The sequence below is a fragment of the Microvirga mediterraneensis genome (assembly GCF_013520865.1).
GTDB lineage: Bacteria > Pseudomonadota > Alphaproteobacteria > Rhizobiales > Beijerinckiaceae > Microvirga > Microvirga mediterraneensis.
This window is the reverse complement of record NZ_JACDXJ010000001.1, coordinates 957,024-981,713: the sequence shown is the minus strand read 5'-3', so window position 1 is coordinate 981,713 and position 24,690 is coordinate 957,024. Positions and strand designations below refer to the sequence as shown.

At 64.3% G+C, this 24,690-nt stretch carries 24 protein-coding genes; all 24 read right to left on the bottom strand.

The window, feature by feature from the left end; genetic code table 11:
• Window positions 1–7: 7 nt before the first annotated feature.
• The gene (locus tag H0S73_RS04665; RefSeq protein WP_181051067.1) at window positions 8–1,336 is read right to left on the bottom strand and encodes a bifunctional folylpolyglutamate synthase/dihydrofolate synthase; all 1,329 of its coding nucleotides are present in this window, start codon (window positions 1,334–1,336) and stop codon (window positions 8–10) included.
• 15 nt (window positions 1,337–1,351) lie between these two features.
• The gene (gene accD / locus H0S73_RS04660; protein ID WP_181051066.1) at window positions 1,352–2,263 is read right to left on the bottom strand and encodes an acetyl-CoA carboxylase, carboxyltransferase subunit beta; all 912 of its coding nucleotides are present in this window, start codon (window positions 2,261–2,263) and stop codon (window positions 1,352–1,354) included.
• A 204-nt stretch (window positions 2,264–2,467) separates the two neighbouring features.
• The gene (gene trpA / locus H0S73_RS04655; RefSeq protein ID WP_181051065.1) at window positions 2,468–3,307 is read right to left on the bottom strand and encodes a tryptophan synthase subunit alpha; all 840 of its coding nucleotides are present in this window, start codon (window positions 3,305–3,307) and stop codon (window positions 2,468–2,470) included.
• A gap of 198 nt (window positions 3,308–3,505) precedes the next feature.
• On the bottom strand, window positions 3,506–4,726 hold the full coding sequence (gene trpB / locus H0S73_RS04650) for a tryptophan synthase subunit beta (RefSeq protein ID WP_181051064.1): 1,221 nt from the start codon (window positions 4,724–4,726) through the stop codon (window positions 3,506–3,508).
• A 61-nt stretch (window positions 4,727–4,787) separates the two neighbouring features.
• Complete coding sequence (locus tag H0S73_RS04645) at window positions 4,788–5,447, bottom strand: phosphoribosylanthranilate isomerase (RefSeq protein WP_181051063.1); 660 nt, start codon at window positions 5,445–5,447, stop codon at window positions 4,788–4,790.
• A 13-nt stretch (window positions 5,448–5,460) separates the two neighbouring features.
• On the bottom strand, window positions 5,461–6,405 hold the full coding sequence (lhpI, locus tag H0S73_RS04640) for a bifunctional Delta(1)-pyrroline-2-carboxylate/Delta(1)-piperideine-2-carboxylate reductase (protein ID WP_181051062.1): 945 nt from the start codon (window positions 6,403–6,405) through the stop codon (window positions 5,461–5,463).
• Window positions 6,406–6,415: 10 nt separating this feature from the next.
• On the bottom strand, window positions 6,416–6,769 hold the full coding sequence (locus H0S73_RS04635; protein ID WP_181051061.1) for a lipopolysaccharide assembly protein LapA domain-containing protein: 354 nt from the start codon (window positions 6,767–6,769) through the stop codon (window positions 6,416–6,418).
• Window positions 6,770–6,786: 17 nt separating this feature from the next.
• The gene (gene ihfB, locus H0S73_RS04630) at window positions 6,787–7,101 is read right to left on the bottom strand and encodes an integration host factor subunit beta (RefSeq protein ID WP_181051060.1); all 315 of its coding nucleotides are present in this window, start codon (window positions 7,099–7,101) and stop codon (window positions 6,787–6,789) included.
• Between the two features lie 26 nt (window positions 7,102–7,127).
• Window positions 7,128–8,093: a signal peptide peptidase SppA gene (sppA, locus tag H0S73_RS04625; RefSeq protein WP_181051059.1), complete on the bottom strand. Its 966-nt coding sequence runs from the start codon at window positions 8,091–8,093 to the stop codon at window positions 7,128–7,130.
• Between the two features lie 224 nt (window positions 8,094–8,317).
• The gene (locus H0S73_RS04620; protein WP_181051058.1) at window positions 8,318–9,805 is read right to left on the bottom strand and encodes an NAD-dependent succinate-semialdehyde dehydrogenase; all 1,488 of its coding nucleotides are present in this window, start codon (window positions 9,803–9,805) and stop codon (window positions 8,318–8,320) included.
• A gap of 19 nt (window positions 9,806–9,824) precedes the next feature.
• Window positions 9,825–11,102: a 4-aminobutyrate--2-oxoglutarate transaminase gene (gene gabT / locus H0S73_RS04615; protein ID WP_181051057.1), complete on the bottom strand. Its 1,278-nt coding sequence runs from the start codon at window positions 11,100–11,102 to the stop codon at window positions 9,825–9,827.
• A 49-nt stretch (window positions 11,103–11,151) separates the two neighbouring features.
• The gene (locus tag H0S73_RS04610; protein ID WP_181051056.1) at window positions 11,152–12,087 is read right to left on the bottom strand and encodes a LysR substrate-binding domain-containing protein; all 936 of its coding nucleotides are present in this window, start codon (window positions 12,085–12,087) and stop codon (window positions 11,152–11,154) included.
• 28 nt (window positions 12,088–12,115) lie between these two features.
• A complete protein-coding gene (locus H0S73_RS04605; protein WP_246388724.1) occupies window positions 12,116–13,435 on the bottom strand; it encodes an MFS transporter in 1,320 nt (439 codons plus the stop codon).
• A gap of 78 nt (window positions 13,436–13,513) precedes the next feature.
• A complete protein-coding gene (locus H0S73_RS04600) occupies window positions 13,514–13,807 on the bottom strand; it encodes a muconolactone Delta-isomerase (RefSeq protein ID WP_181051054.1) in 294 nt (97 codons plus the stop codon).
• A gap of 10 nt (window positions 13,808–13,817) precedes the next feature.
• Window positions 13,818–15,437, bottom strand: a complete 1,620-nt coding sequence (locus tag H0S73_RS04595) for a phytoene desaturase family protein (protein ID WP_181051053.1) — start codon at window positions 15,435–15,437, stop codon at window positions 13,818–13,820.
• A 97-nt stretch (window positions 15,438–15,534) separates the two neighbouring features.
• Window positions 15,535–16,512 carry an ABC transporter substrate-binding protein gene (locus H0S73_RS04590; protein WP_181051052.1) on the bottom strand — a complete coding sequence of 326 codons (978 nt, stop codon included), beginning with the start codon at window positions 16,510–16,512 and terminating at the stop codon, window positions 15,535–15,537.
• Complete coding sequence (locus H0S73_RS04585) at window positions 16,509–17,315, bottom strand: ABC transporter ATP-binding protein (protein ID WP_202049772.1); 807 nt, start codon at window positions 17,313–17,315, stop codon at window positions 16,509–16,511. Before H0S73_RS04585 ends, H0S73_RS04590 begins: the two co-directional genes overlap by 4 nt.
• A 17-nt stretch (window positions 17,316–17,332) precedes the next feature.
• On the bottom strand, window positions 17,333–18,028 hold the full coding sequence (locus H0S73_RS04580; RefSeq protein ID WP_181051050.1) for an ABC transporter permease: 696 nt from the start codon (window positions 18,026–18,028) through the stop codon (window positions 17,333–17,335).
• A 193-nt stretch (window positions 18,029–18,221) separates the two neighbouring features.
• On the bottom strand, window positions 18,222–19,250 hold the full coding sequence (locus H0S73_RS04575; protein WP_181051049.1) for a dipeptidase: 1,029 nt from the start codon (window positions 19,248–19,250) through the stop codon (window positions 18,222–18,224).
• Window positions 19,251–19,278: 28 nt separating this feature from the next.
• On the bottom strand, window positions 19,279–20,766 hold the full coding sequence (locus H0S73_RS04570) for an aldehyde dehydrogenase family protein (protein WP_181051048.1): 1,488 nt from the start codon (window positions 20,764–20,766) through the stop codon (window positions 19,279–19,281).
• Complete coding sequence (locus tag H0S73_RS04565; RefSeq protein WP_181051047.1) at window positions 20,763–21,794, bottom strand: ABC transporter ATP-binding protein; 1,032 nt, start codon at window positions 21,792–21,794, stop codon at window positions 20,763–20,765. The genes H0S73_RS04570 and H0S73_RS04565 overlap by 4 nt, the downstream gene beginning before the upstream one ends.
• Window positions 21,791–22,849, bottom strand: a complete 1,059-nt coding sequence (locus H0S73_RS04560; protein ID WP_246388722.1) for an ABC transporter ATP-binding protein — start codon at window positions 22,847–22,849, stop codon at window positions 21,791–21,793. Before H0S73_RS04560 ends, H0S73_RS04565 begins: the two co-directional genes overlap by 4 nt.
• Window positions 22,846–23,796: an ABC transporter permease gene (locus tag H0S73_RS04555; RefSeq protein WP_181051046.1), complete on the bottom strand. Its 951-nt coding sequence runs from the start codon at window positions 23,794–23,796 to the stop codon at window positions 22,846–22,848. Before H0S73_RS04555 ends, H0S73_RS04560 begins: the two co-directional genes overlap by 4 nt.
• Window positions 23,797–23,799: 3 nt before the next feature.
• Complete coding sequence (locus tag H0S73_RS04550; RefSeq protein WP_181051045.1) at window positions 23,800–24,684, bottom strand: ABC transporter permease; 885 nt, start codon at window positions 24,682–24,684, stop codon at window positions 23,800–23,802.
• Between the last annotated feature and the right edge of the window lie 6 nt (window positions 24,685–24,690).

Below are 24,690 nucleotides of genomic sequence, written 5' to 3'. Positions count from 1 at the left end.
TCCGGTCCTATTCCGGCAGTGTCCCGTTGGCCGCCAGCACCTCCCCGGCCAGATACAGCGAGCCGCAGATCAGGATGCGGGGCGGATGGTCCCAGACGTAGTTGTGGAGCGACGCGAGGGCCGATTCGACGCTCGGGGCCGTCGAGGTGGTGAGGCCGACGCTCGACGCGATGGCCGCGACCTCCTCGGCCGGGCGCGCGGCGATCTGGCCGGCGATCGGCACCGCGATCACCTCGCGGGCGAGGCCCGAGAAGTTCTTGAAAAAGGCTTGGCTGTCCTTCGTGCCGAGCATGCCGGTGATCAGCACGAGGGGCACGTCGGAGCGGTCGCTCCGGTCCGCCATGGCGGCGGCCAGCACCCGGCCGCCATCGGGGTTGTGGCCGCCGTCGAGCCACAACTCGCAGCCCTGCGGGGCGATCTCCGGCAGGCGGCCCCGGTTGAGGCGCTGGAGGCGGCCCGGCCATTCGGCGCGGGTGAGGCCTGCCTCGAAAGCCGAGGTCTCGAACTGCTCGAAGCCTGCTGCGCGCAGGGCGGCAATCGCCGTGCCGGCATTGGTGAACTGGTGCCGCCCGATCAGCCGGGGGCGCGGCAGGTCGAGAAGGCCCTTCTCGTCCTGGTAGACGAGGCGTCCGCCCTCCTCGTGCACGGAGAAGTCCTGCTGGCCGACGAGGAGCGGCGACGCGCCGATGCGCTCCGCCTCGTCGCGCAGGGTCTGATCCGCTTCCATGTAATCCTGCGGGGCGATGACCGCCGGGCAGCCGCGCTTGAAGATGCCGGCCTTCTCCCGGGCGATGGCCTGCAGGGTCGTGCCGAGATATTCCGCGTGGTCGTGCCCGATGGGCGTGACGACGGCGGCGGCGGGCCTGTCGATGACGTTGGTGGCATCGAAGCGGCCGCCGAGACCGACCTCGAGCAGGAGCACGTCGGCGGGTTCTTCCGCGAAGATCAGCAGGGCCGCGGCGGTCGTGATCTCGAACACCGTGATGGGCTCGCCCGCGTTCACCGCCTCGCAGCGGCGGAAGGCCTCGACGAGCCGCTCCTCGCTCACATAGCGGCCGCCGCCGCCGAGCCGGCCCAGACGGATGCGCTCGTGGAAGCGCACGAGATGGGGTGAGGTATAGACGTGGACCGAGAGCCCGGCGCTTTCCAGGATCGCCCGCATGAACGCGATGGTCGAACCCTTGCCGTTGGTGCCGGCCACATGGATGACCGGCGGCAGGCGGCGCTCCGGATGGCCGAGCTGGGCCAGAAGCCGCTGGATGCGCCCGAGCGAAAGATCGATGGTCTTCGGGTGCAGGGCGAGAAAGCGCGCGATCAGCGCATCGGAGGAATCCATCGCCCTTACTCTCTCTTACTCGGCGGCCGCGGCCGTGATCTCGGCATTCACCGGCACGGGAGCCGCGACAGGGCTGACGGCCGGGGCCTTGGTGAAGAGGCGCGACAGGCGGGCGACCGTCTCTTTCAGGTCGTGGCGATGCACGACCGCGTCCACCATGCCGTGCTCCTTCAGGTATTCGGAGCGCTGGAAGCCGTCGGGGAGCTTCTCGCGGATGGTCTGCTCGATGACGCGCGGACCGGCGAAGCCGATGAGGGCGCCGGGCTCGGCCAGATGCACGTCGCCGAGCATGGCATAGGAAGCCGTCACGCCGCCCGTGGTCGGGTTGGTGAGCACGACGATGTAGGGCAGCTTCGCGTCGCGCAGGCGGCGGATCGCCACCGTGGTGCGGGGCATCTGCATGAGGGACAGGATGCCCTCCTGCATGCGGGCGCCGCCGGAACCGGCGAAGAGCACGTAGGGCGTCTTCTTGTCGAGCGCCGTCTCGGCGCCCTTGATGAAGGCCTCGCCGGCCGCCATGCCGAGGGAGCCGCCCATGAAGCCGAAATCCTGCACCGCGATGGTCATCGGCAGGTCCGCGACCCGGCCGAAGCCGACCTTGAACGCGTCCTGCTGGCCGGTCTTGGTGCGGGCGTCCTTCAGGCGGTCGATATAGCGCTTCTCGTCACGGAACTTCAGCGGATCGACGGCCACTTCCGGCAGGGCCACGTCGAGCCAGGTGGCGCCGTCGAACATGAGCTGGAGGCGCTGGGTGGCCGAGATGCGCATGTGGTGGTTGGAGCCGGGGATCACCCACTGGTTCGCCTCCACGTCCTTGTGGAACACGACCTGTCCGGTCTCCGGGCACTTGATCCAGAGATTGTCCGGCGTCTCGCGCTTGAAGAGCGTCTTGATCTTCGGACGGACGACTTCGGAAATCCAGTTCATCGCTTTACCTTCCTGTCAGGAGCGCCCTCTGTGTCAGGACACTCTTGAGCCCTCATCCTGAGGAGGCCGTCAGGCCGTCTCGAAGGACGAGGGCGTCTCCAGTGCTCTCTGGAGCCTCCTTCGAGACGCCGCTTCGCGGCTCCTCAGGATGAGGCCAGAGAGTTGTGCACCGAGCCCCTCATGCGAGGAGCCCTGCCTTATGTATTAGGCCGCCGCGCGTTTTGCCACCGAGCGGACGCCTTCGCTCAATTCCTTCACCAGCTTCGTGACCGCCTCGACAGAGCCTGCCGTCGCGCGATCGTCCGCATCGAGGGTGCCCTTCAGGGCGTCGATGAGGGCCGAGCCGACCACGACGCCGTCGGCTCCTTCAGCCACCGCGGCCGCATGGGCACCGCTCTTGACGCCGAAGCCCACCACCACCGGCAGGGGCGTATGGCGCTTGATCCGCTCCACCGCCGTCGCGACCTTGCCGAAATCGGGCGTCGCCGCGCCGGTGATGCCGGTGATCGACACGTAATAGACGAAGCCCGCCGTGTTCGCGAGGACCGCCGGCAGACGCTTGTCATCCGTGGTCGGGGTGGCGAGCCGGATGAAGGCGAGACCGGCCTTGAGGGCCGGGAGGCACAGCTCGTCGTCCTCCTCGGGCGGCAGGTCGACCACGATCAAGCCGTCGACGCCAGCTTGCCTAGCGTCGGCCAGGAAGCGGTCGACGCCGTAGACGAAGATCGGGTTGAAATAGCCCATGAGGATCACGGGGGTATCCTGGTCATCGGCCCGGAAGCGGCGGATGAGGTCGAGGGTCTTGACCGTGTCCTGGCCCACCTTCAGGGCGCGCAGCCCCGCCGCCTGGATGGCCGGTCCGTCGGCCATCGGGTCCGTGAAGGGCAGGCCGAACTCGACGATATCCGCACCGGCTTTCGGCAGGCTCCTGAGGATCTCCAGGGAGGTCTCGGGATCCGGGTCGCCGGCCATGACATAGGTGACGAGAGCGGCGCGGCCTTCCGCGCGGCACTTCTGGAAACGGGCTTCGATGCGCTGTGTCATGGGCGGGGTCTTTAGCATGAGAAGGAGGCGGGGCGAAACCAATAGCATGCTCTGCTTTTCCCCTCCCCCTTGTGGGGAGGGGTGGCTGCGAAGCAGTCGGGGTGGGGGTGTGAGCGATCGCCTATCAAGGTCTGGCGCCGGCACCCCCACTTCCAACTCCTCCCCACAAGGGGAGGAGGGCTTGGGTTGCGCCCTATGTCAAACGATCTGGTTACCCAGGTGCTCGGCGATCTGGAACAGGTCCTTGTCGCCGCGGCCGCTGATATTGACCACCATCAGGTGATCCTTGGGCTTCTGCGGGGCCAGTTCGATCACCTTGGCAAGGGCATGGCTCGGTTCCAGCGCGGGCAGAATGCCCTCGAGCCGCGAGCAAAGCTGGAAGGCTTCGAGCGCCTCCTCGTCGGTGGCGGAGATGTAGGTCACGCGGCCCATCTCGTGCAGCCAAGCGTGCTCGGGACCGATGCCCGGATAATCGAGGCCGGCCGAGATGGAATGGGCGTCGGCGATCTGCCCGTCCTGGTTCATCAGGAGATAGGTGCGGTTGCCGTGAAGGACGCCGGGACGGCCGCCCGTCAGGGATGCGGCATGGAGACCGGACAGGCCATGGCCCGCCGCCTCCACACCGTAGATCTCGACATCCTTGTCGTCGAGGAAGGGGTGGAACAGCCCGATGGCGTTGGAGCCGCCGCCGATGCAGGCGACGAGCGAATCCGGCAGGCGGCCTTCCGCCTCCATCATCTGCTCACGGGTCTCGGTTCCGATCACGCACTGGAAGTCGCGCACCATGGCCGGATAGGGATGCGGACCGGCGACCGTGCCGATGCAGTAGAAGGTGTCGGACACGTTGGTGACCCAGTCGCGCAGGGCCTCGTTCATGGCGTCCTTGAGCGTCTTCGTGCCGGACTGCACCGGCACGACCTTGGCGCCGAGCATGTTCATGCGGAACACGTTGGGCTTCTGCCGCTCCACGTCGACCGCGCCCATATAGACCACGCAGTCGAGGCCGAAGCGCGCGCAGAGGGTCGCGGTGGCGACCCCGTGCTGGCCCGCGCCGGTCTCGGCGATGATGCGCTTCTTGCCCATGCGGCGGGCGAGAAGGATCTGGCCCAGCACGTTGTTCACCTTGTGCGCGCCGGTATGGTTCAGCTCTTCGCGCTTGAAGTAGATTTTTGCCCCACCGAGATGCTCGGTCATGCGCTCGGCGAAATAGAGCGGACTCGGACGGCCGATATAATGCTTGGAGAAATACTCCATGTCGGCGTGGAAGGCCGGATCGTTCCTCGCCTCCTCGTAGGCCTTTTCCAGCTCGAGAATGTTCGGCATCAAGGTCTCGGCGACGAAGCGGCCGCCGAACTGGCCGAAATGCCCGCGCTCGTCGGGGCCGGTGCGGAAGGAATTGGGTTGAGCTTGAGCTGACACGGCCTGTCCTGCCTTGAAGATCTTGAAGGCACGCCCTGGGAGAAGGACGCGCGTCTTGAATTTAGTGATGGGCAGCCGCGAATGCTGTCCGGGCGGCCCTGATGAAGGCTTCGATCCGTGCCGGATCCTTGAGGCCCGGCCCGCTTTCCACCCCGGACGACACGTCGACGGCCTGCGGCTTCGTGAGCCGGATCGCCTCCGCCACGTTGTCGGGGTTGAGCCCTCCTGACAGCATGAAGGAAAGGCGGGGGTCAAGCCCGTTCAGGAGACGCCAGTCGAAGGCGATCCCGTTGCCGCCGGGGAGCGCGCCGGCCGTGCGGGGCGGCTTGGCGTCGAGCAGGATGCGATCGGCTCCAGCATAGGCGGTAAGTGCCTGCAGATCGGAGGCTTCCGCAATGCCCAGTGCCTTCATGACCGGGCGCTTGACCATGGCGCGGATTTCGGCCACGCGCTCGGGCGTCTCGCTCCCATGCAACTGGATCAGGTCAGGGTTGATCGCCTCGACGGCCTGCGCGATGTCCTCGTCGCCCGGATTGAGCAGCAGAACCACGCGTTGGGTGCGCCCCCTGGCCTGCAGGGAGAGTCGATGGGCGAGATCGAGACTGACGTGACGGGGGCTCCTGGGAATACGTGTGAAGCCGACCATGTCCGCGCCTGCATCCAAGGCGACCTCAAGGGTCTCGGGCGTCGAGAGCCCGCAGATTTTGATCAGGTTATCCATAAGGGCTACTTTACTACGCTTTTGCAAGCGAGCGCCACACCAGCATCGCCGCAGCCAAATCCTCCAATGCCGCACCGACCGACTTGAAGACCGTGATGGAGGCCGCATCGCGGCCGGGCGCGCTCCGGCACAGATCCGCGAGCGTGCCTCGGATATGGCTCTCGGCCATCGCGCCGCTCTGGAGCGACACGGCCACGTCCCCACCCTCCGTCCTGGCGGCGGGCGTGTCGATATAGACCCGGGCCCGCAGCAAAGCTTCGTCGTCCGCCTCGCGCATCCGGAGATTGAAGGCCCCGACGAGGTCGAGATGCGCACCCGGCTTCAGCCATGCACCCTTGACGATGGGCGCCGTCGAAAGGGTCGCGCAGGAGACGAGATCGGCCTCGCGCACCGCCGCCTCGAGGTCCGTCACGGCGGTGACCGGCAGGCCCTCCCGGCGCAGCTCGGCCGCGAGCGCCTCGGCCCTGGCGCCGTTGTGGTTCCAGAGCGCCCCCTCGCGGATCGGCCGCTGGCTCATATGGGCGCGGATGAGGAAGGGCGCGAGGGATCCGGCGCCGACCATCACCATGCGGCTCGCATCCTCGCGCGCCAGATACCGGGCCGCCAGGGCGGATGCGGCGGCCGTGCGCCAGACCGTCCGGCGCGTACCGTCGAGGACCGCCACGGGCTGGCCCGGGGCGCCGTCCATCAGCAGGTAGGAGCCCATCACGCTGGGCAGGCCCCTGGCGCCGTTCTCCGGGAAGACGGACACGACCTTGACGCCCACGAAGCCGTCCCGCGCGGCGGGACCGGTCCAGGACGGCATGAGCAGGAGCGTGCCATGGGCGCCGGCGCGCTCGATCTCATGGTGATGGCGCACCGGCGTAACCATGTCGCCGCGAAAGGCCTCGCCCAGGGCATCGATCAGGGCCGGAAAGGTGAGGACCCGGTCGATCTCGGCAGATGTCACCACACGCATGGGAGAATCTTTAGAACCTGGGGCTGGGAGAAGCGGACACCGTGGCCGGCAGGGTGGTGGACGCCGGAGTCTGCGACTTGAGGCGCTCGGTCTCGTAGCGCAGCTGGCGCGTCTCGCGCCGCAGCTGTCGGCGCGACTTGCGGTTCTTGCCCTGCGCGAGCCAGGTCGCCGTGCCGCCGATGACCACGCCGAGCATGACGGCCGCGAAGATCACGGCGAAGAGCGGCAGCCGGGTGGCGAATTCCGGCGCGTCCTGGGAGAACGGATCGAGCGACAGGGTCACCGGGGCGCGGTTTGCCACCGCGAGCAGAACCACCAGGATGGCGACCGGCAGAAGAATGAGCGCCTTCAGAAAGCGAATCACGAACACCTCTCAAGCAATCACTGAGCGGCCGCGGCCTTGAGCACCTTGGGAGCCGGAGCATTGAGCCGCTGACGCATTTCCTTGCCCGTCTTGAAGACGGGAACGACCTTTTCGGAGATGGAAACGGCTTCGCCCGTGCGCGGGTTGCGACCCGTGCGGGCGTCCCGCTTCTTCACCGAGAAGGCGCCGAAGCCGCGCAGCTCGACCCGGTCGCCCCTGGCGAGGGCATCGGCAATGGTATCGAGAATCGCGTTCACGATCTTCTCCACATCGCGCTGGTAGAGATGCGGGTTCTGCTCGGCGATCTTGAGCACCAGTTCGGATTTGATCATGGAATAGCTATATCTTTGACGTTGCTTTATTTTTCCGAAGGTTGCCAGACCGCCAGGAGGCCGTCAAGTTGCGCGATCTCCGCATGGGACGAGGCGCGGCGCAAGCCGTCCGCCACCCGGTCGAAGCCGAGGAGATCGGCCGCCGTGGCACCCATGGCGAAGAGGGAGAGGTCACGGTCGCTCTTCGGCTTCCAGTCGCGAATCGGCAGGTCCTTGGCCACGCCCTTGTTCTGCTCCAGCCAGGCGACCGCATCGCGCTCCGCGCCGATCCTGTCGACGAGCTTCATGGGCACGCCCTGGCGGCCGCTGAACACCTGACCGGTGGACGCGGCGGCCAGCTCGCTCTCGCTGAGGCGGCGGCGCTCGCGCACCAGGGTCTTGAACCAGTCATAGGTGTCGTTGACCACCGACTGCATGGCCGCGCGGGCCTCCGGCGACGTGGGCTTGAAGGGGCTGGGCTCCGCCTTGAGCGGCGTGGACTTCACCTCCTCCAGCTTCACGCCGACCTGGCGCATGAGGCCCGACAGGTCGGGATACTGGAAGAGCACGCCGATGGAGCCCACGATGGAGGTCTCGCGGGCGACGATGTAATCGGTCGCGATGGCCGTGATGTAGCCGCCCGACGCGGCCGTGCCGTCGACGAAGGTGACGACGGGCTTCTTGTCGGCGAGCCGGCGGATGTTCCGGTAGAGCTCCTCGGAGCCGGTCGTCGTGCCGCCGGGGCTGTTGATGGAGATCACCACGCCGGAGACCGCGCTCGAATCGCCCACCCGCTGCATCAGGTCGGCGAGGCGCTGGTTGCCGGTGATCACGCCGTCGACGGAGATGCGGGCGATCTGGTTCTGAATGGCCCCGTATCCCGCCCGGTCGGCGGCCGCATAGCCCAGCGCGGCCACGGCCGCGATGAGGCCCAGGAATCCCGCGACGCGCCAGAAGGAGAGCTTGCGGCGCAGACGGCGGCGGTCGGCGATGGCTTCGGCATCGATGGACATCGATTGGTCTCTTGCTGGTTCCAAGTCGGATGAGGACGGCCGCACCCTAGAGAGGTTTGAATGCTTTTTCTAGATGCGGCCCCGATCAGCCGATCCCGTGGGGCTTCGCGACGTCAGCGCGTGAGCCTGACGCCCCCCTCATCTAGTGCATGCTTCATCCGATGGAAGCGAGCGCCGGCGTTTGAGGCTCACGACTCATTGCCGGTAGGCTTCCTCGCTCATTCCTACAGGCCTGCGATGTTGATGTACTTGATTTCGAGGAAGCCCTCGATGCCGTATTTGGAGCCCTCGCGGCCGAGCCCCGACTGCTTCACGCCGCCGAACGGCGCCATCTCGTTGGCGAGCGCCGGCGTGTTCACCCCCACCATGCCGCTCTCCAGCGCCTCCGCCACCCGCCAGACCCGGGCCATGTCCCGGGCGTAGAAATACGACGCCAGCCCGAACTCCGAGTCGTTCGCCATCGCGATCACCTCCGCCTCGTCCGTGAACGTGATGATCGGCGCCAGCGGCGCAAACGTCGCCTCCTTCGTCACCTTCATGCCCTGCGTCACGCCGGTCATCACCGTCGGCTCGAAGAACGTGCCGCCGAGATCCGAGCGCCTACCGCCCACCAAGAGCTGGCCGCCCTTATCCAGCACGTCCCGGACATGCTCCTCCATCTTGGCCACGGCGCGCTCGTCGATCAGCGGCCCCATGGTCACGCCGGCTTCCGTGCCCCGGCCGAGCTTGAGCCCCTTCGCCCTGGCGGCGAGCTTCTCGGCAAAGGCCTCGGCCACGCCCGCCTGCACGTAGATCCGATTGGCGCACACGCAGGTCTGGCCGGCATTGCGGAACTTCGAGGCCATCGCGCCCTCGACCGCCGCATCGAGATCGGCATCGTCGAACACGATGAACGGCGCATTGCCGCCGAGCTCCAGCGACAGCCGCTTGATGCCGTCGGCGGCCTCCTTCATCAGCCAGCGGCCGACGCCGGTCGAGCCGGTGAAGGTGATCTTGGCCACCTTCGGGTTGCGGCAGAACTCCTCGCCGATGGGCCGGGCCTCGCCGGTGACGACCGAGAACGCGCCCTTGGGGACGCCGGCCCGCTCGGCCAGGACGGCGAGCGCCAGGGCCGAGAGCGGGGTCTGGGCGGCGGGCTTGAGCACCATGGTGCAGCCGGCGGCGAGCGCCGGGCCGACTTTCCGGGTGATCATGCCGTTGGGGAAGTTCCAGGGCGTGATCGCCGCGCACACGCCCACCGGCTGCTTGAGCACCACGATGCGCTGGGACGGCGAGGCGCCGGGGATGACGTCGCCGTCGATGCGCTTGGCCTCTTCGGCGAACCACTCGATATAGGCGGCGTTCGAGATCACCTCGGCCTTGGCTTCGGCCAGCGGCTTGCCCTGCTCGGTGGTGAGGATGAGGGCGAGGTCGTCGGCGTTGGCGACGATCAGGTCGTACCAGCGGCGCAGGATGGCGCTGCGCTCCTTGGCGGTGCGCCGGGCCCAGTCCTTCTGGACCGCGTGCGCCTTATCGATGGCGCGCCGGGCCATCTCGGGGCCGAGATCGGGCACGTCGCAGATGAGGGCGCCGTCGAACGGGTCGGTGACCGGAATGGTCCGGCCGTCCGGCGCATCGATCCACGCCCCCGCCACATAGGCCTGTCCCACCAAGAGCGACGGGTCCTTCAGGTCCGGGATGGTGCGGGCGGCAGGTTGGGCATACGCAGTCATACCAAGGCTCCGATCCGATTTAGGCCGCGAGGGCCTGCCCGAGGATTTCCAATCCCTCGTCGACGATCCCGTCTTCTGCCGTCAGAGGCACCAGGATACGGACCGTGTTGGCATTCGTTCCGCAGGAGAGAAGGATCAAGCCGCTTTCATAGGCCCGCTGGATGACACGCTTGGTGGCATTGGCGTCGGGATCGCGGTTGCCGCGGTCTTTTACAATGTCGAAGGCGACCATGGCCCCAGGTCCCCGGATGTCCGCTATCGGCAGAAGATCATTGCGGCTCCGTGCCCGCTCCAGCCAAGACCGCAGCCGCTGCCCGATGGCTTCTGCGCGCTCCAGCAGCTTTTCCTCCTCAAAGACATCGAGGACGGCCAGGGCGGCGGCACAGGCGAGTGGATTGCCGGCATAAGTGCCGCCGAGGCCGCCTGGCTCCGCCGCATCCATGATGGGAGCCTTGCCGATCACACCTGAGAGCGGAAAACCGCCGGCCAGGCTCTTCGCCACGCATATGAGATCCGGAGACACGTCGTAGTGCTCCATCGCGAACATCCTCCCGGTGCGACCGAAGCCCGTCTGAACCTCATCCGCGATGAGGACGATGCCATGCTGGTCGCACACGGCACGCAGTGAGCGCATGAGATCCGCAGGAACCTGATGGAACCCTCCCTCGCCTTGCACAGGCTCGACGATGACGGCTGCGATCCGAGAGGGGTCGACATCCGCCTTAAAGATGAAATCCAGATACTTCAGAGCATCGTCGGTGCTAACACCGTTCTGCGCGGTCGGAAACGGAACATGCCAGACTTCCGGCAGTGCCGGCCCAAGTCCCTTCTTGTAGGGAACCACCTTCCCGGTCAGGGCCGAGGCCATAACGGTGCGGCCGTGGAATCCGCCGGTGAAGGCGATCACCCCCGATCGTCCGGTCGCGGCTCGGGCGATCTTCACCGCGTTCTCCGTGGCTTCGGCTCCCGTGGTGAAGAAGACCGACTTGAGAGGGCCGGCGATCGGAGCAAGGGCATTCAAGCGCTCGGCCAGGGCAATGTAGGGTTCGTACATCAACACCTGGAAACAGGTATGCGTGAACAGCTCCATCTGCTCCTTGACCGCGGCCACGACCTTCGGATGGCGGTGGCCGGTGTTCAGCACGGCAATGCCGCCTGCAAAATCGACATAGCGGCGCCCTTCGACATCCCAGATCTCCGCATTCAGCGCCCGCGCGGCGGAAACCGGCGTCGTATGCCCGATGCCGCGGGCGACCGAGACATTGCGGCGGGTGAGAAGTTCGGCATTTGTCGTCATGGAAGCCTCGTTTGCGTGCAGGACACGAGGTAACGATCTCGAGCCTTGTTCAACAATCAGCTTCTTTGGTCATGATTGCTGCACCGGATGCAGCAATCATGGTTCTGCCCGGCTGCAAGACCTGCACGAGCCAGTCGAAGAGCATCTGAATAGGCCGACTGCTCCACCTGTTGCGCGGAGCGACCAGGTAATAGGATCCGAGATAGACTTCGGACGGCAGGACCTCGACCAGACGCCCGAGCCTCACGTCGTCCTCGACGAGGAGGGCGTTGGCGATAGCGATTCCTTGACCGATCTTCGCCGCCTCGATTGCCAAATGAGCATGCCAGAGGCGCGGTCCCTGAAGAATGGGAATATGCGTGACGCCCGCATGCCTGAGCCAGAACTCCCACTGGTCCGTCGAATCCTCGTGGATCAGCGGAAGCCTCAGCAGATCGAGCGGCGACGTGATGTCGGGGAAGCGGGCCAGCAGAGCCGGGCTCGCGACGGGGAAGACCCGAGGATGCGACAGCCGTTCCGCTCGAAGATCGCCCTGACGAGGCGGATTGTCCAGGTAGACGATTTCCGCATCCGCATCGCCTCTCGAAAAGTCGGGGCGGGACAAGGGGGGCTGCAGGGGGATGTCTCCTCCCCCCAATTGCGCCTCGAGCTCCGGCAATCGCGCCAGGAGTTTGACCGTCGCGAGGCCCGGAATGCACCATATCGTCAAACTTTTCCGGCCTGTCGTCTTGGTTCCCTGCGTGGCCTGGCGCAGCAGATCGAAGGCTTGCCTGACCTGCCCGTGGTACTGCGCGCCCGCCTGGGTCAGGATCACCCCCCTGCCCTTGTGCTCCATCAACGTCACGCCAAGATCGGCCTGCAGGTTCTGAATGTGCCGCGAGACAACGGTGGGGCTGATGGCGAGCTCTTCTCCAGCAGCACGGATGCTTCCTGTCCTGCCGACAGCTTCGAACGCCCGCAGAGCCGCTAAAGAAGGAAGACGCATAAGTCCTTTTCCTAAAGCATCGACCTTATCAAGCAGGCTCATCCTTCACAACAATTCGCAGGAAGCTGGCGATACTGCCGGCGATGGAGAACCCGAGAGCCACGAGGAGAATCCGGGGACCGGCCGTTTCCAGAGGTTGCTTCAGCATATTGGCGACGAGCGCGGCGCCCAGGGTTTGCCCGAGGAGGCGAGCCGCCGATTGGAGCGCACTTGCAGCCCCGGTGCGGTGAAGCGGGCTGCCCACGATGATCGCCTTGCTGTTGGGCGCCTGAAACAGTCCGAAGCCGAGCCCGCACAATCCCATGCGCCAGAAGACGTCGGCGACGGATGGCCGATCCGGCACAAGGATGAGCAGGATGAGGCCCAGGCATAGAAGCGCCAACCCGAGAGTGCCGAGGATCCCCGCCGAGGACCGGTCGGACAGGCGGCCTGCCACGGGGGAGACGAGGGCGAGCGCCAACGGCCACGCGGACATCAGCAGACCGGTCTCCAGGACCGAGAAGCCGATGATGGAATGAAAGAGAAACGGCAGGCCGACATAACTGAGGCTCTGCACGACGTAACTGAGCGTCGCGGTAAGCGCCGAAAGGCCAACGCTCGGGATGCGGAGGATATCGAGCGGAATGGCGGGGGTCGATTTCCGGCGCTGATCGAGATACAGCCAGAAGAGAAGCGCGACGATCACGAAAGCCTGAACCGACGCCGGGAAACGGTTTTCGCTGTCGTAACCCAGTCCATCGGCCGCGATGACGAGGATCCCAATCGTGACCGCGCTCAGGATCGAGCCCGACAGGTCGAAGCCCTGATTGTGAAGAGGCGTTTTCGGCAGAGCGAGAACTCCGATCGCCGAAGCTGCAAGACCCAAGGGCACATTGATCCCGAACAGCCACGGCCATGGCGCGACGGCGAGAATTGCCGCCGCGATGGAAGGGCCCGCGCTGGCGGAGAGGGCGACGATGAGCGTGTTGTAGCCGATCCCACGCCCGAGCGCGTGCTTCGGGTAGATGTAGCGGACGAGCGCAATGTTCACGCTCATCAGGGCAGAGGCGCCGAGGCCCTGCAGAACGCGCGCTCCGATGAGCGAGGAAACGGACGACGCCAGCGCACAAGCCAGGGATGCGGCTGTGAAGAGCAGCATCCCTCCGATGAAGACCCTGCTATAGCCGATCCGATCCCCAAGAGCCGAGAACGGAAACAGGGAAATGGTAATGACGAGCTGATAGGAGCTGACGACCCAAACGACCAGGGATGGGTTCGCGCCGAGATCCCGTGCCATCAGCGGGAGGGCCAGATTGATCAGCGCTCCATCGAGCACGGCCATGACGATGGCGATTGTCACCGCCGTCATGGCCCATCGACGTTGCGGCGGCGGCAACCCGTCCATGGCGCGCACTCGCTCTAATGCCGGCGCTCTCGATCCGAGCGATCACCCATGATAGGGGGCCGGATCGACCGCGTGCCTGGCCAGGGGGTGAACGACGATATCGTGCATCCATGGATTGGCAGGCAGCCCGGTGATGATATCGTGCAGTTCGGTTGCATCCTTCGCGCGCCAGATCCCCCAATTCTCGAAGCGGCATGGAACGCGCCACATCCGAACCAGATGCCCCTGCTTGATCAGATCGGCAGCGTGGGCACGCTCTTCCCTGATGACCCTTTCCTTCAGGTTCGGATCCATGTTCTCCGACCAGCGAAGCTTGATGTTGACGAGGAATTCCATGGTTGTCTCCTTATGCACTCGCACGCAGCTGCGCGCGATCCTCGAGTACGGCATTGCTGGCATTGAAGCCGGGAATGCCCGTGACGTATCCGCCTGGCCACGTGCCTGCTCCTGACAGGTAAAGGCCCTTCAGCGGGGTTCGGTAGTTGTGAACGGAATGGTGAGGCCTTGCGCCGAACAGAGCGCCGGGGAGCATATCGCCGTGCGTGATATGCGATTGCACGAGGCCGAGCTCGCCTTCCATTTCGACGGGATCGATGAAGCGATGATCCACGATGCGGTTGCGAAGATCCGGCATGAGGTCCGACAGAACGTCGATGCAGCGATTGCCGAACACGTCCTTTTCCGTCTCCCAGGTCCCGTCACGCAGCTCATAGGGCGCATGCCAGACGTTGACGCTCAGGAGATGCCGCCCCGGTGGGGCGAGGTCAGGCGAGGTCACCGTCGGCATGAGCCCCCACATGATGGGCTCGCGGGCCGAGATGCCGGCCAGCCCCTCGGCAACCGCGCGTTCGATATAGGCAAGAGAAGGCGCGATGCGGAACTGGACCCCGGCAAGCTGCTTGGGATCCATGCCGGAGGGAAGCCCCGCATAATCGGGAACGCCATCCAAGGCGAGGACCAGTTTGAAAGCCGATCCACGCATCGGGACGGCGGAAACCGCCTTGCGAAGGTCTGCTCCCACAGCATCGTCGTCCAGAAGACGGGTGAAGAGGCTGCGCGGATTGATCGCCGAGATAACGACCGGCGCATGATATTCATCGCCGTCCATGGCGGCGACTCCGACCACCTGCCCGTTCCGATGGAGAATGTTCGCGACGGGCGTGTCTGTTTCGATCACAGCCCCGTAGGATCGACAACAGGCCTCGAGAGCGTCGATGATCGCGCCCATGCCTCCGACAGGAAGACCCGTCGATCCTCGCAGGGCAGCCCGGCGAGGATCGTCTGGATCGAGGGCCGGGGAAGATGCCAGCGACAGCGGCCTCAGCATCAATCCGACAGCCGTGCCGGGTGCCGATGGAGGCGTCAGCGTCGCATTCAACGCGACCATCCCCAGAAGAGCCTTCGCCTCCTCGGACCTCAACTCCTCATCCAGCAGCTGGCGGACGCTGCCGAAGAAGACCCTGTTGAACAGGGGCTCCTGCTCCTTCGGCAGCGTCCTGGCCATCGACAGAAGGTCGGGCGAGGGTTGAAAGAGCGTCGTTCGCAGATGGCGGGCCAGCTCCTCAAGGGAATTCAGGAGATTGAAGTAGCGTTCCGCTTCGCCGGGCGCATAGGCATTCAGTTGTGCTGCGATCTTCTCGCGATCCCGCCAACCCAGAAAGCATCTGCTGGGGAAAGGATGAACGACGGTTGGATCGGTTCGGACGAACCGCAGGCCGAACTGCTCCAAATTCAGCTCGTTAATAAAGCGTGGCTCGAAGCTTCCCGGCGAGTTGGTGAAGGCCGTGCGATATCCAGGCATGAACTCGAAGGTTCCGCAGGGGCCTCCGAGGCTGGCCCTGGCCTCGAGGACAGCCACCCTGAGCCCGGCCCGGCCGAGATAAGCGGCCGCGATCAGCCCGTTATGACCACCGCCCACCACGATCGCATCGAAGCGGTGTGTCGGCGTATTCGTCGTGTTTGGCATCTCTCTTGTCCTGGCATGCGTCACCGATCACCCTTCAGGAGGTGCGCGGTGCTTTCATTGTGTGAGGAAGGCTGCCGAGGCGGCCCCGGCATCCGACCTACTTGGGAAGGAAGTCGTTGGAGAAGTACGTGCTGGGATCCTTACGGCTGGTCATGCCGCCATACTGCTCAAGGGTCTTGTTCATTGCGTCCCAGTCCTCGGACGCCATCCATCCGACGGGTTTCCCCTGTGTCGCACCGGTGTGGAGCGAGCTCTCGTAAGCTTCAAGTACGCTCTTGTGGAAGTTCGCAGGCTGCGTATTGCCCGTCACCTTCAGAAAGATCTGGATAGCCTCGTCCTTGTTCGCCAGCGTGTAGTCGAGGCCCTTCCGGGTGGCCTCAAGGAAGCGACGGACGACATCGGGCTTCTCCTTGAGGAAAGAATTATTGGCGATGATTCCAAAGCTGAGATTGGTGACGCCCCAGTCGGCATACCGAAGAATCGAGATCTTCTTGCCCTGCGCGATCAGCTGGGGACCGTAATAATAATCGTCGCCGCTGATGCAATCCAATTGTCCGGACGTGATGGCGGCAAACTTGGCATCACCCGGCATGTTGACGAGCGAGATGTCCTTAACATCGAGACCGTTGGCCCTCAGGAAGGCTGGCAGCACCTGTCCGTCCGAGCCGGTGGGAGTGGAGCCGACGCGTTTGCCCTTCACATCCGTGGGCTTCTTCACGTCCTCGCCCGAGCAGATCAGCGAGATCGGACCCTTCTGCCAAAACCCTGCCACAGCGGTGATCGGAACGCCGGCCGATATGGATTGCGCGGCCGTCGAAAGGCTCGCATGCCCGATCGGCTCCCGGTTCTCGCCGACGACGAGGGTCGTGGTCTTCGATCCCTGCCCCTGCTGGATTTCGATATCGATCCCGGCATCCTTGTAGAAGCCCTTCTCCTTGGCCACGAGCATCGGAGTCTGCCCCGGCCACCAGCTCCAGTCGAGGCGTATGCTCAGCTTGTCGGCGGCCTGTACGGCACCCGTGCCGAGAACCGACGCGACCGTCGCAATCAGGGCCATTCGCGATGTGATCTTCATAGCGCCATCTCCATGGTGGTGTTGTCCGGGGTTTCGCCCTCATCATCGCGGATCACCCCCATCCGCTGGAAATGATGCAGGATCTCATCGACGATTGCGTTGAACTCAGCCGTCCCTCTCATGGACAGCCTTCTGGAGCGTGGGAGGGGAACGTCGAGAACGGCCTCGACGCGGCCCGGGCGCGGGGCCATCACGATGATCCGGTCGGAGAGAAAGACCGCTTCCTGAACGCTGTGAGTGACAAAGATGACCGTCGGGCGCGAGCGAAGCCACAGTTTCTGGAGGTCGACCATCATCTGGTCGCGGGTCAGGGCGTCGAGGGCACCGAAGGGTTCATCCATCAACAGAAGCGAAGGATTGTGAACGAGTGCCCGGCACACGCTGACGCGCTGGCTCATGCCGCCCGACAACTGATAGGGATAGGCGTTCTCGAAGCCTTTTAAACCTGCGGCTGCTAGCAGGTCCTGGGCGCGGGCGGCATACACGTCATGAGGGAGCCTGCGCGCCTCCGCTTGTAACAGGACATTGTCGAGAACGCTCCTCCAGTCGAGAAGAACCGGACTTTGGAAGACGATGCCGATATCGGTTTCGGGCTTCGTCACGGTCCGATCCGCGATGGAGACCCTTCCGTTTGTCGGCGTATCCAAGCCGGCCACGATCCTCAGAAGCGTGCTCTTGCCGCAGCCGCTTGGACCGACGAGCGATACGAACTCTCCTTCCTCAATATGGAGAGAAGTGGAGGAGAGCGCTTCCAGGCCGTTATAGCTCTTGGTTACGTGCTCGATGCGAATTGGCTTACCCATCATTTCCTCCCCAATCCTTAATGCCCTGCATCCTGACGGACGGAGCTATGCCACGGCATGAGGCGCGCCTCCGCCCATTGTACGAGGGCGAAGCTCACGACGCCGATCAGGACGAGGAAAATGAGGGCGGCGAACATCAGGGCAGTCTGCATCTGCCCGCTTGCCAGAAGGATCAGGTAGCCGAGCCCCTTGTCGGCACCGACGAATTCTCCGACGACGGCACCCACGACCGCCAGGGTGATGCAAACCTTCAAGCCGCCGAAGATGCTCGGAAGCGCGAAAGGAAAATAGATTTTCCGGAACATGTCCTGCGCCGAGAGCCCCATGGAGCGCCCTAGATAAACCATGTCTTTGGGAACACTCTTCAGCCCCACTACGGTGCTGATGATGACGGGGAAGAATGCAACAAGGATACCGATCATCACCTTGGTGCTCAGGCCGAAGCCGAGCCAAACCAGGATGAGCGGGGCGAGGGCGACCTTCGGCACGGCTTGGCTGACCACCAGCAGTGGATAGACCGTCTCTTCAAACCAGCGGTATCGGGCGATGAGGAACGCTACCGGCATCGCCACGACGATGCTGAAGACAAAGGCCAGGGTCGTTTCGAACGCCGTGATGCCCGTGTGATAGATCAACGATGGAAATTGGCTGACGATGACATTGGCTACGGCCATCGGAGGAGGCAGCAGGTAGGGTGCCGGCTGGAACAGCATGACCCCCGCCTGCCACGCCCCAAGAAGCACGAAGAGTGATATCACGGGATAGAAAGCCCGCACCCTGCGCCATGTCGGTGCCGATGTTACAGAGATCGGAATGGTGCTGTCGGCCTGTCCCATAAAATCCTCCGTGATCGCGTGTGTGACCCATCTTCGACGGGTCACATCCGATTAACAAGCGGTTAGAGTTTCAAGCGGCGCTTGCAGCGGCCGGCATCTGGATCGGCACGAAGCTGTCCCTGAACAGACGGACCCAGTTGCCTCCGGCGATCTTTGCGATCTCCTCGCCGGAGAAGCCGCGCTTTTCCATTCCTTCCAGGATATTCGGGAAGTCGACCGACGACTTGAACCAGGTCGGCCAAGCGGAGAAGCCCTTGATCGGGATGGCGCTTTCTCGCGACCACCGTCCGGCGCGCCACCACTTGATCTGGGATTCCGGCCATCCGTCGTAATAATCCGTGCCGAACCCGATCGTATCGACGCCGACAAGATCGGCTGTCCAAGATATCATGTCGATAAAGGTATCGAGAGTGCAGTTCGAGCCGTCGCGCATGATCTTGGGATACATGCTCAAGCCAAGGACGCCGCCGGTCTCGGCAAGGCGCTTGATCAGCGGCGTCGATTTATTCCTGCGGTTCAACTCGATATCGGTACCGACGAATTCTGATGGATTGGCATGCGTGATCGCAATGGGGCGTGATGAATACTCGATGGCATCGAAACACGTCCGCTCGGTGCAGTGCGACACATCCACAAGCATACCGAGGCGGTTCATCTCGGCAATGACATTACGGCCGAAGAACTTCGACACTCCGTTCTCATCGGGCTCCCAGCACCCGGACGCAACCCTGTTCTGAACGTTGTACGTCAGCTGAGCGATGCGAACGCCGAGCTGGTAGAAGATCTCGATAAGTTCGATATCATCCTCGAAGGGCGAGGTGTCCTGGAAGCCATAGACCACGGCGGTCCGGCCGGAGGCGGCAATCCGCTCGATCTCCTCGGCGGTCGTCGCCAGCGCGATCAGGTCGCTGTTCTGCTCGAGAAGCCGGTTCCATTCGCCGATTGCCGTCAGGGTCTCGCGGGCATTCTCCCAGATGGCGAGCGTGACATGGACACACCCGATGCCACCCTCGCTCCATTCCTTGAACCGGGCGCGCTCGGGCTTGTTGTACTGCAGCGCGTCGACGACGATCGGCTTGCGTGCCAGTGCATAAGACATTCTTGTTCCTTTCTTTGATCCTGGAAACTCAATGAGCGAACGGGTCGGCAGCAGGGCCGTAATCCGTGACGACGGCCTTGATCTGGGAGAATTCGTCCAGGGCCTCGAGGCCGTTCTCGCGACCGATGCCGGATTGCTTGAATCCACCGAACGGCACGCGCAGGTTGATGGCGCGATACGTATTGACCCACACCGTGCCGGCCTGGAGGCGCCTGGAGACTCGGCGCGCGCGACGAAGGTCTTTCGTCCAGAAACCCGCAGCCAGGCCGTATTCGACCCCGTTCGCGATGGCGATGGCTTCGTCTTCGGTCTGGAAGCTCTGCACGGTCACGACGGGGCCGAAAATCTCCTCGCGGCAGACGCGCATATCACTTGTCACATCCACGATGATCGTCGGTTCGATCCAGAAGCCTTCCGCCAGCTCAGGGTCCATCGAAGGGCCTGCGCCCCCGAGGACGACGCGTCCGCCGGCGGCAACGGCCTCTGCGATATAGGCATTGATCCGGTCATACTGGCGCCGCGAGGCGACAGGGCCGATATGGCTTCTCGCGGAAGCAGGATGTCCGATTCTGATGCGCCGCGCCGAGGCGATGTAGCGCTCGACGAAAGCATCGTACAGCGAGGCGTGCACGAGAACGCGGGAGCCGGCCACGCAGGTCTGTCCCGTCGCCGAGAAGGCCCCTTGCGTGGCAGCAATCACGGCGGAACCGAGGTCGGCGTCCTCAAAGACGATATGCGCCGACTTTCCGCCGGCCTCGCAGACGAACCGCTTCATTCCGCCGGCGACCTTCGCGCCGAGGATGCGAGCCGTCGCGGTGCTGCCCGTGAAGCTCACCATGGCGACCTTGGGATGCGTCGCAAGCGTCTCGCTGACGACCGCGTCGCCGATGACGACATTGACGATACCCTTCGGGAATCCCGCTTGAAGCGCGAGCTCCGCAAGCATGATGCTGGATCCCGGCGCCTCGGCCGGTGGCTTGAGGATGACCGCGTTTCCCATGGCCAGAGCTGGCGCGAGCTTCCAGGAACCGAGTGAGAGCGCCCCGTTGAACGGAGTGATGGCGACCACGACGCCGAGAGGCTCGCGGATGACCTGCGCCTCCATGGTGCGGGACACCGTTCGTAGGATGTCGTCGTGGGTTTCCAGCGCGCTGGCGTAGAAATGATACCATTGGGACGTGGCGCGCATTTCCGCGGCGGTGGCCGCATGGCTTTTCCCATTGGCCAGACTTTCGAGCGGCCCGAGGGCCTCCGCGTGGCTGGCGATCAAGTCGCCGAGTTTGCGCAGAAGAGCCGCTCTCTCCGCGGGCGCCAGTTCGGCCCATGCAGCGCTCGCATAGGCATCGGATGCGCTCCCGACAGCAAGCTCGACGGCACTCTCATCGACATGGGAATATGCCCAGATCTTGCCTGTCGCGGGATCGACAAGCGGGATTGACTGGCCTTGGGCAGGCAGACTCCGGCCGTCGACGAAGGATGTGAACGCCGTGTTGCATTGAGATTCGAAAGGACTCAAGACAAAGCTCCTTTTGCCGCACGCGAGAGCGCCTCACGCACGTGCGGTTCTTGCATGTGATGGCATGCGGCAAGATGGTCAGGGTGGCGATCGGCCACGGAGCGAAGCTGCGGTCGGCTGCTCCGGCAGATCCCAGTGGCGAACAGGCAGGATTTCTGAAAGCGGCATCCTGGCAGGGGCGCGGAGGGATCCGGCGGTTCCGAGCGCACATCGATCCGGGGGCGCTTGCGCTCGATTGCCGGGTTGGGAACCGGCACCGCCGATAGGAGGGCCGACGTATAGGGATGGAGGGGCGTGGAGAAGATGCTCTTTCGGGGTCCCTTCTCCATGATCTGCCCGCCATACAGGACGACGATGCTGTGGGAGACATGCCGCACGATGCTCAGATCGTGGGTGATGAAGAGATAGGTCAGGCCCCGTTCCTGCTGCAGATCCTGAAGGAGATTGACGATCTGGCCCTGAATGCTCACGTCAAGTGCGGAGACGACCTCGTCGAGCACGATGAATTTCGGCTCGATGGCTAGCGCCCGCGCGATGGCGACCCGCTGACGCTGCCCGCCCGAAAGCGCGTGCGGATAACGTTCGGCCAAATCGCGTCGAAGTCCCACATCGTCGAGGAGCCGCCCCACCCTCTGGTCGGCATCCCGCCCCTTGGCGAGACCGTGAACCTCGAGCACCTCCCTGAGGGTCTCGCCGACGGACATGCGCGGATTGAGGCTCGCATAAGGGTCCTGAAACACGATTTGGGACATGCGAGGCAGAGCGCCTGGCGACTGCCTCAGCGTTCTGAGATCGCGGCCGAAACACTCGACGGTTCCATCGACGAGCGGCGCAAGCCCGATCAGCGCACGGCCTGTCGTGCTCTTGCCGCTCCCGCTCTCGCCCACGAGACCCACGGTCTCGCCTTGCGGGATGTCGAACGAAACGGAATCGACGGCGTGGACCTCGCCCGCAACGCGTCGAAGAATGCCCTTGCGGATCGGAAAGCGAACGGAAACGTTCTTCAGCTGAATCGCTGGAGCGCTCATCGTGCTCCTCCACTGGCAATCGTGAGAGCGGGCCCGGCAAACGGATCGACATGACACCGCACTGGGTGGAGCACTCCCTCCATGCCGTCCGCGAGAGCTGGCAGATCGGTCCGGCACAGGTCGCGAACATAGTCGCAGCGTGGATTGAACGGACATCCTTGGACGGGGCTTCGCGGATCGGGCGGGAGACCTGGGATCGGGCCCAATCGTTCCGAGACTTCATCCTCAAGCTGCGAGATCGTGTCGAGAAGTGCCTTCGTGTAGGGGTGTCGAGGGCTTGCGAAGAGCGTTTCCGTCGAGGCGGTCTCGACGACGCGGCCGGCATAGAGCACGGCGACGCGATCCGCGACCCCGGCGACCACCCCAAGATCGTGAGTAATCAGGACGAGCGCCATTCCCAGCTCCTTGCGCAGCGAGTCGATCAGGCGCAGGATCTGGGACTGGGTGGTTACGTCGAGGGCCGTTGTCGGCTCGTCGGCAATGAGGACCTTGGGATTGACGCTGATCGCCATTGCAATGAGCGCACGCTGCCGCATGCCGCCTGAGAGCTCATGAGGATAGCTCGCAAGCCGGGTGGCTGCGCCAGGGATACCGACAAGATCCAGGAGCTCGATACAGCGGCTCCGGGCTGCAGTCCGGGACATTCCGCCATAATGAATCATCGGTTCCGCCATTTGCGTGCCGATGGTCATCGCGGGGTTCAGGGACGTGAGGGCATCCTGGGAGATCAGGGCAATGCCGCCTCCGCGAACCGCCCGCATCTCACGAGGGGAAAGGTCGACCAGGTTACGCCCTTCCAGCAGGACCTGGCCGGAGGTGATGCGTCCGCCGCGGGGCAGGAGACCGAGAGCCGCAAGCATCGTCTGGCTTTTGCCGCATCCCGACTCGCCGACGACTCCCAGAGCCTCGCCGCGCCCGACGGACAGGGATACGTCATGGACGACCTGGATCGATGCCGCATCGCGACCATAGGCGATGCCCAGGTTCTTGACCTCGAAAACCGGGTCGTCGGGACGCATCGTCTGCGGCAGGTGTGATTTGGCGAACATCGTCATGCCAGCTTTACCTTCGGGTTGAAGTAGGCGTAGAGGATGTCGACCGCGAAATTGATCAGGACGAAGGCGACGGCGAGAACGAGGATGCCTCCTTGAATCAGGGGAATGTCGCGCGTCGATATGGCCTGGTACATGGCAAGGCCGATCCCAGGCCAGGAGAAGACCGTCTCCGTCAGAACTGCGCCGCTCAGGAGAAAGCCCATCTGCATGCCGATGACCGTGATCACGGAAGGCATGGCGTTCGGAAGCGCATGGCGCAGTACGATCCGGGCCTCACTAACGCCTCTGCTCCGAGCCGTGCGGATGTAGTCGCTGTTGATCACGTCGAGAATGGCCGACCGTGTCATGCGGGCGATGACGGCGAGCGACCATGCGGCCAGCGTGATGGTTGGCAGCACCATGTGAGCGATCAGGCTTCCCAGGCCGCTGCTGCCGGTCGCGTCCTGCATTCCACCGACGGGAAGAAGACGCAGATGGAGGCCGAAGGTCAGGATGAGGACGAGGCCGAGCCAGAAGGAGGGCATGCTGTTGAAGAACAGTACGACGACGGACAATCCCTGGTCCCTGAGGGATCCCGGCTTCAGTGCGGCCCAGGTGCCGGCAGCGACACCAGCCACAGATGCGAGAAGGATGGCCGCGACCGCCAGCAGAGAAGTGTTGAACAGCCGTTCGACGATGACCTGCGTGACGGGCTGCGCGAAAGTGAAGGACTGCCCCAGATCGCCCTGGAGGAGGTTCTTCAGATAGATCGCGTACTGAACATAGATCGGCTCATTCAGCCCCAGGGCGAGGCGCAGCTGCTGCCTTGCCTCCTCCGATGCCATGCTTCCGAGCAGGACATCGGCCGGATCGCCGGGAATGATCTGCGCCAGCAGGAAGGTCGCCAGGGTTACCCCGATGATCACAGGGATGATCTGAAGCGCGCGATTGAGGATGAACGAGACCATTGGTCAGCTCCGATCCTTGTTGAATCGGGGATCGAGCATGTCCCGCGCCGCGTCGCCGATCAGGTTGAAGCCAACGGCGAGGAAGACGATCGCCAGACCGGGGATTGTCGCCACATGCGCGGCCGTCGCGATCGCGGTTCTTCCGCTGGAGAGCATCTGTCCCCATTCCGGCGTCGGCGGCTGCGGGCCGAGACCGAGAAAGCTCAAGCTGGCGGAGAGGATCACGTTGCGCCCGGTTTGCAGCGTTCCATACACGACGGCCGGCCCGAGGACGTTGGGCAGGATGTGGCGCAGGGCGATGCGCGTATGACTGTAGCCGAGTGTGCGGGCCGCTTCGACGTAGAGCTCCTCCTTGAGCCCCAGCACCACGCCACGGACAATGCGCCCAAAGGCGGGAATCGTGACAACGACCATTGCAATGATCATCGAGCCGAGGCCAGGGCCGAGAGCAGCGCTGATCCCCAGTGCGAGAAGAATGCCGGGAAAGGCAAACATCACGTCGAAGACGCGCATGACCACGCTATCCCAGGCTCCGCCGATATAACCGGCGGAAAGCCCGATCGCGCCGCCGATCAGAAGAGCGATCACGGTTGGAAGGATAGCGACAAGCAGCGCGAAGCGCGCGCCGTAGATCAGGCGGCTGAGAATATCCCGACCAAGCTCGTCCGTCCCCAGGATATGCCACCCGGAGAAGGGACGCTGGTATCGCGCCAACGGATCCACATGGAGGGGATCGAATGGCGCGATCCAATTGGCAAAGAGGGCGAGAACGATGATGATGGCAATGATGGCGAGACCGACAGTCAGGGCGGCATTCGACAACACGCGCTTCAAGAGCGCGCTGGCGGCGCGGTTCGGGACTGGAGTTGCTTGCGTGATCGCGGTCATCGCTCG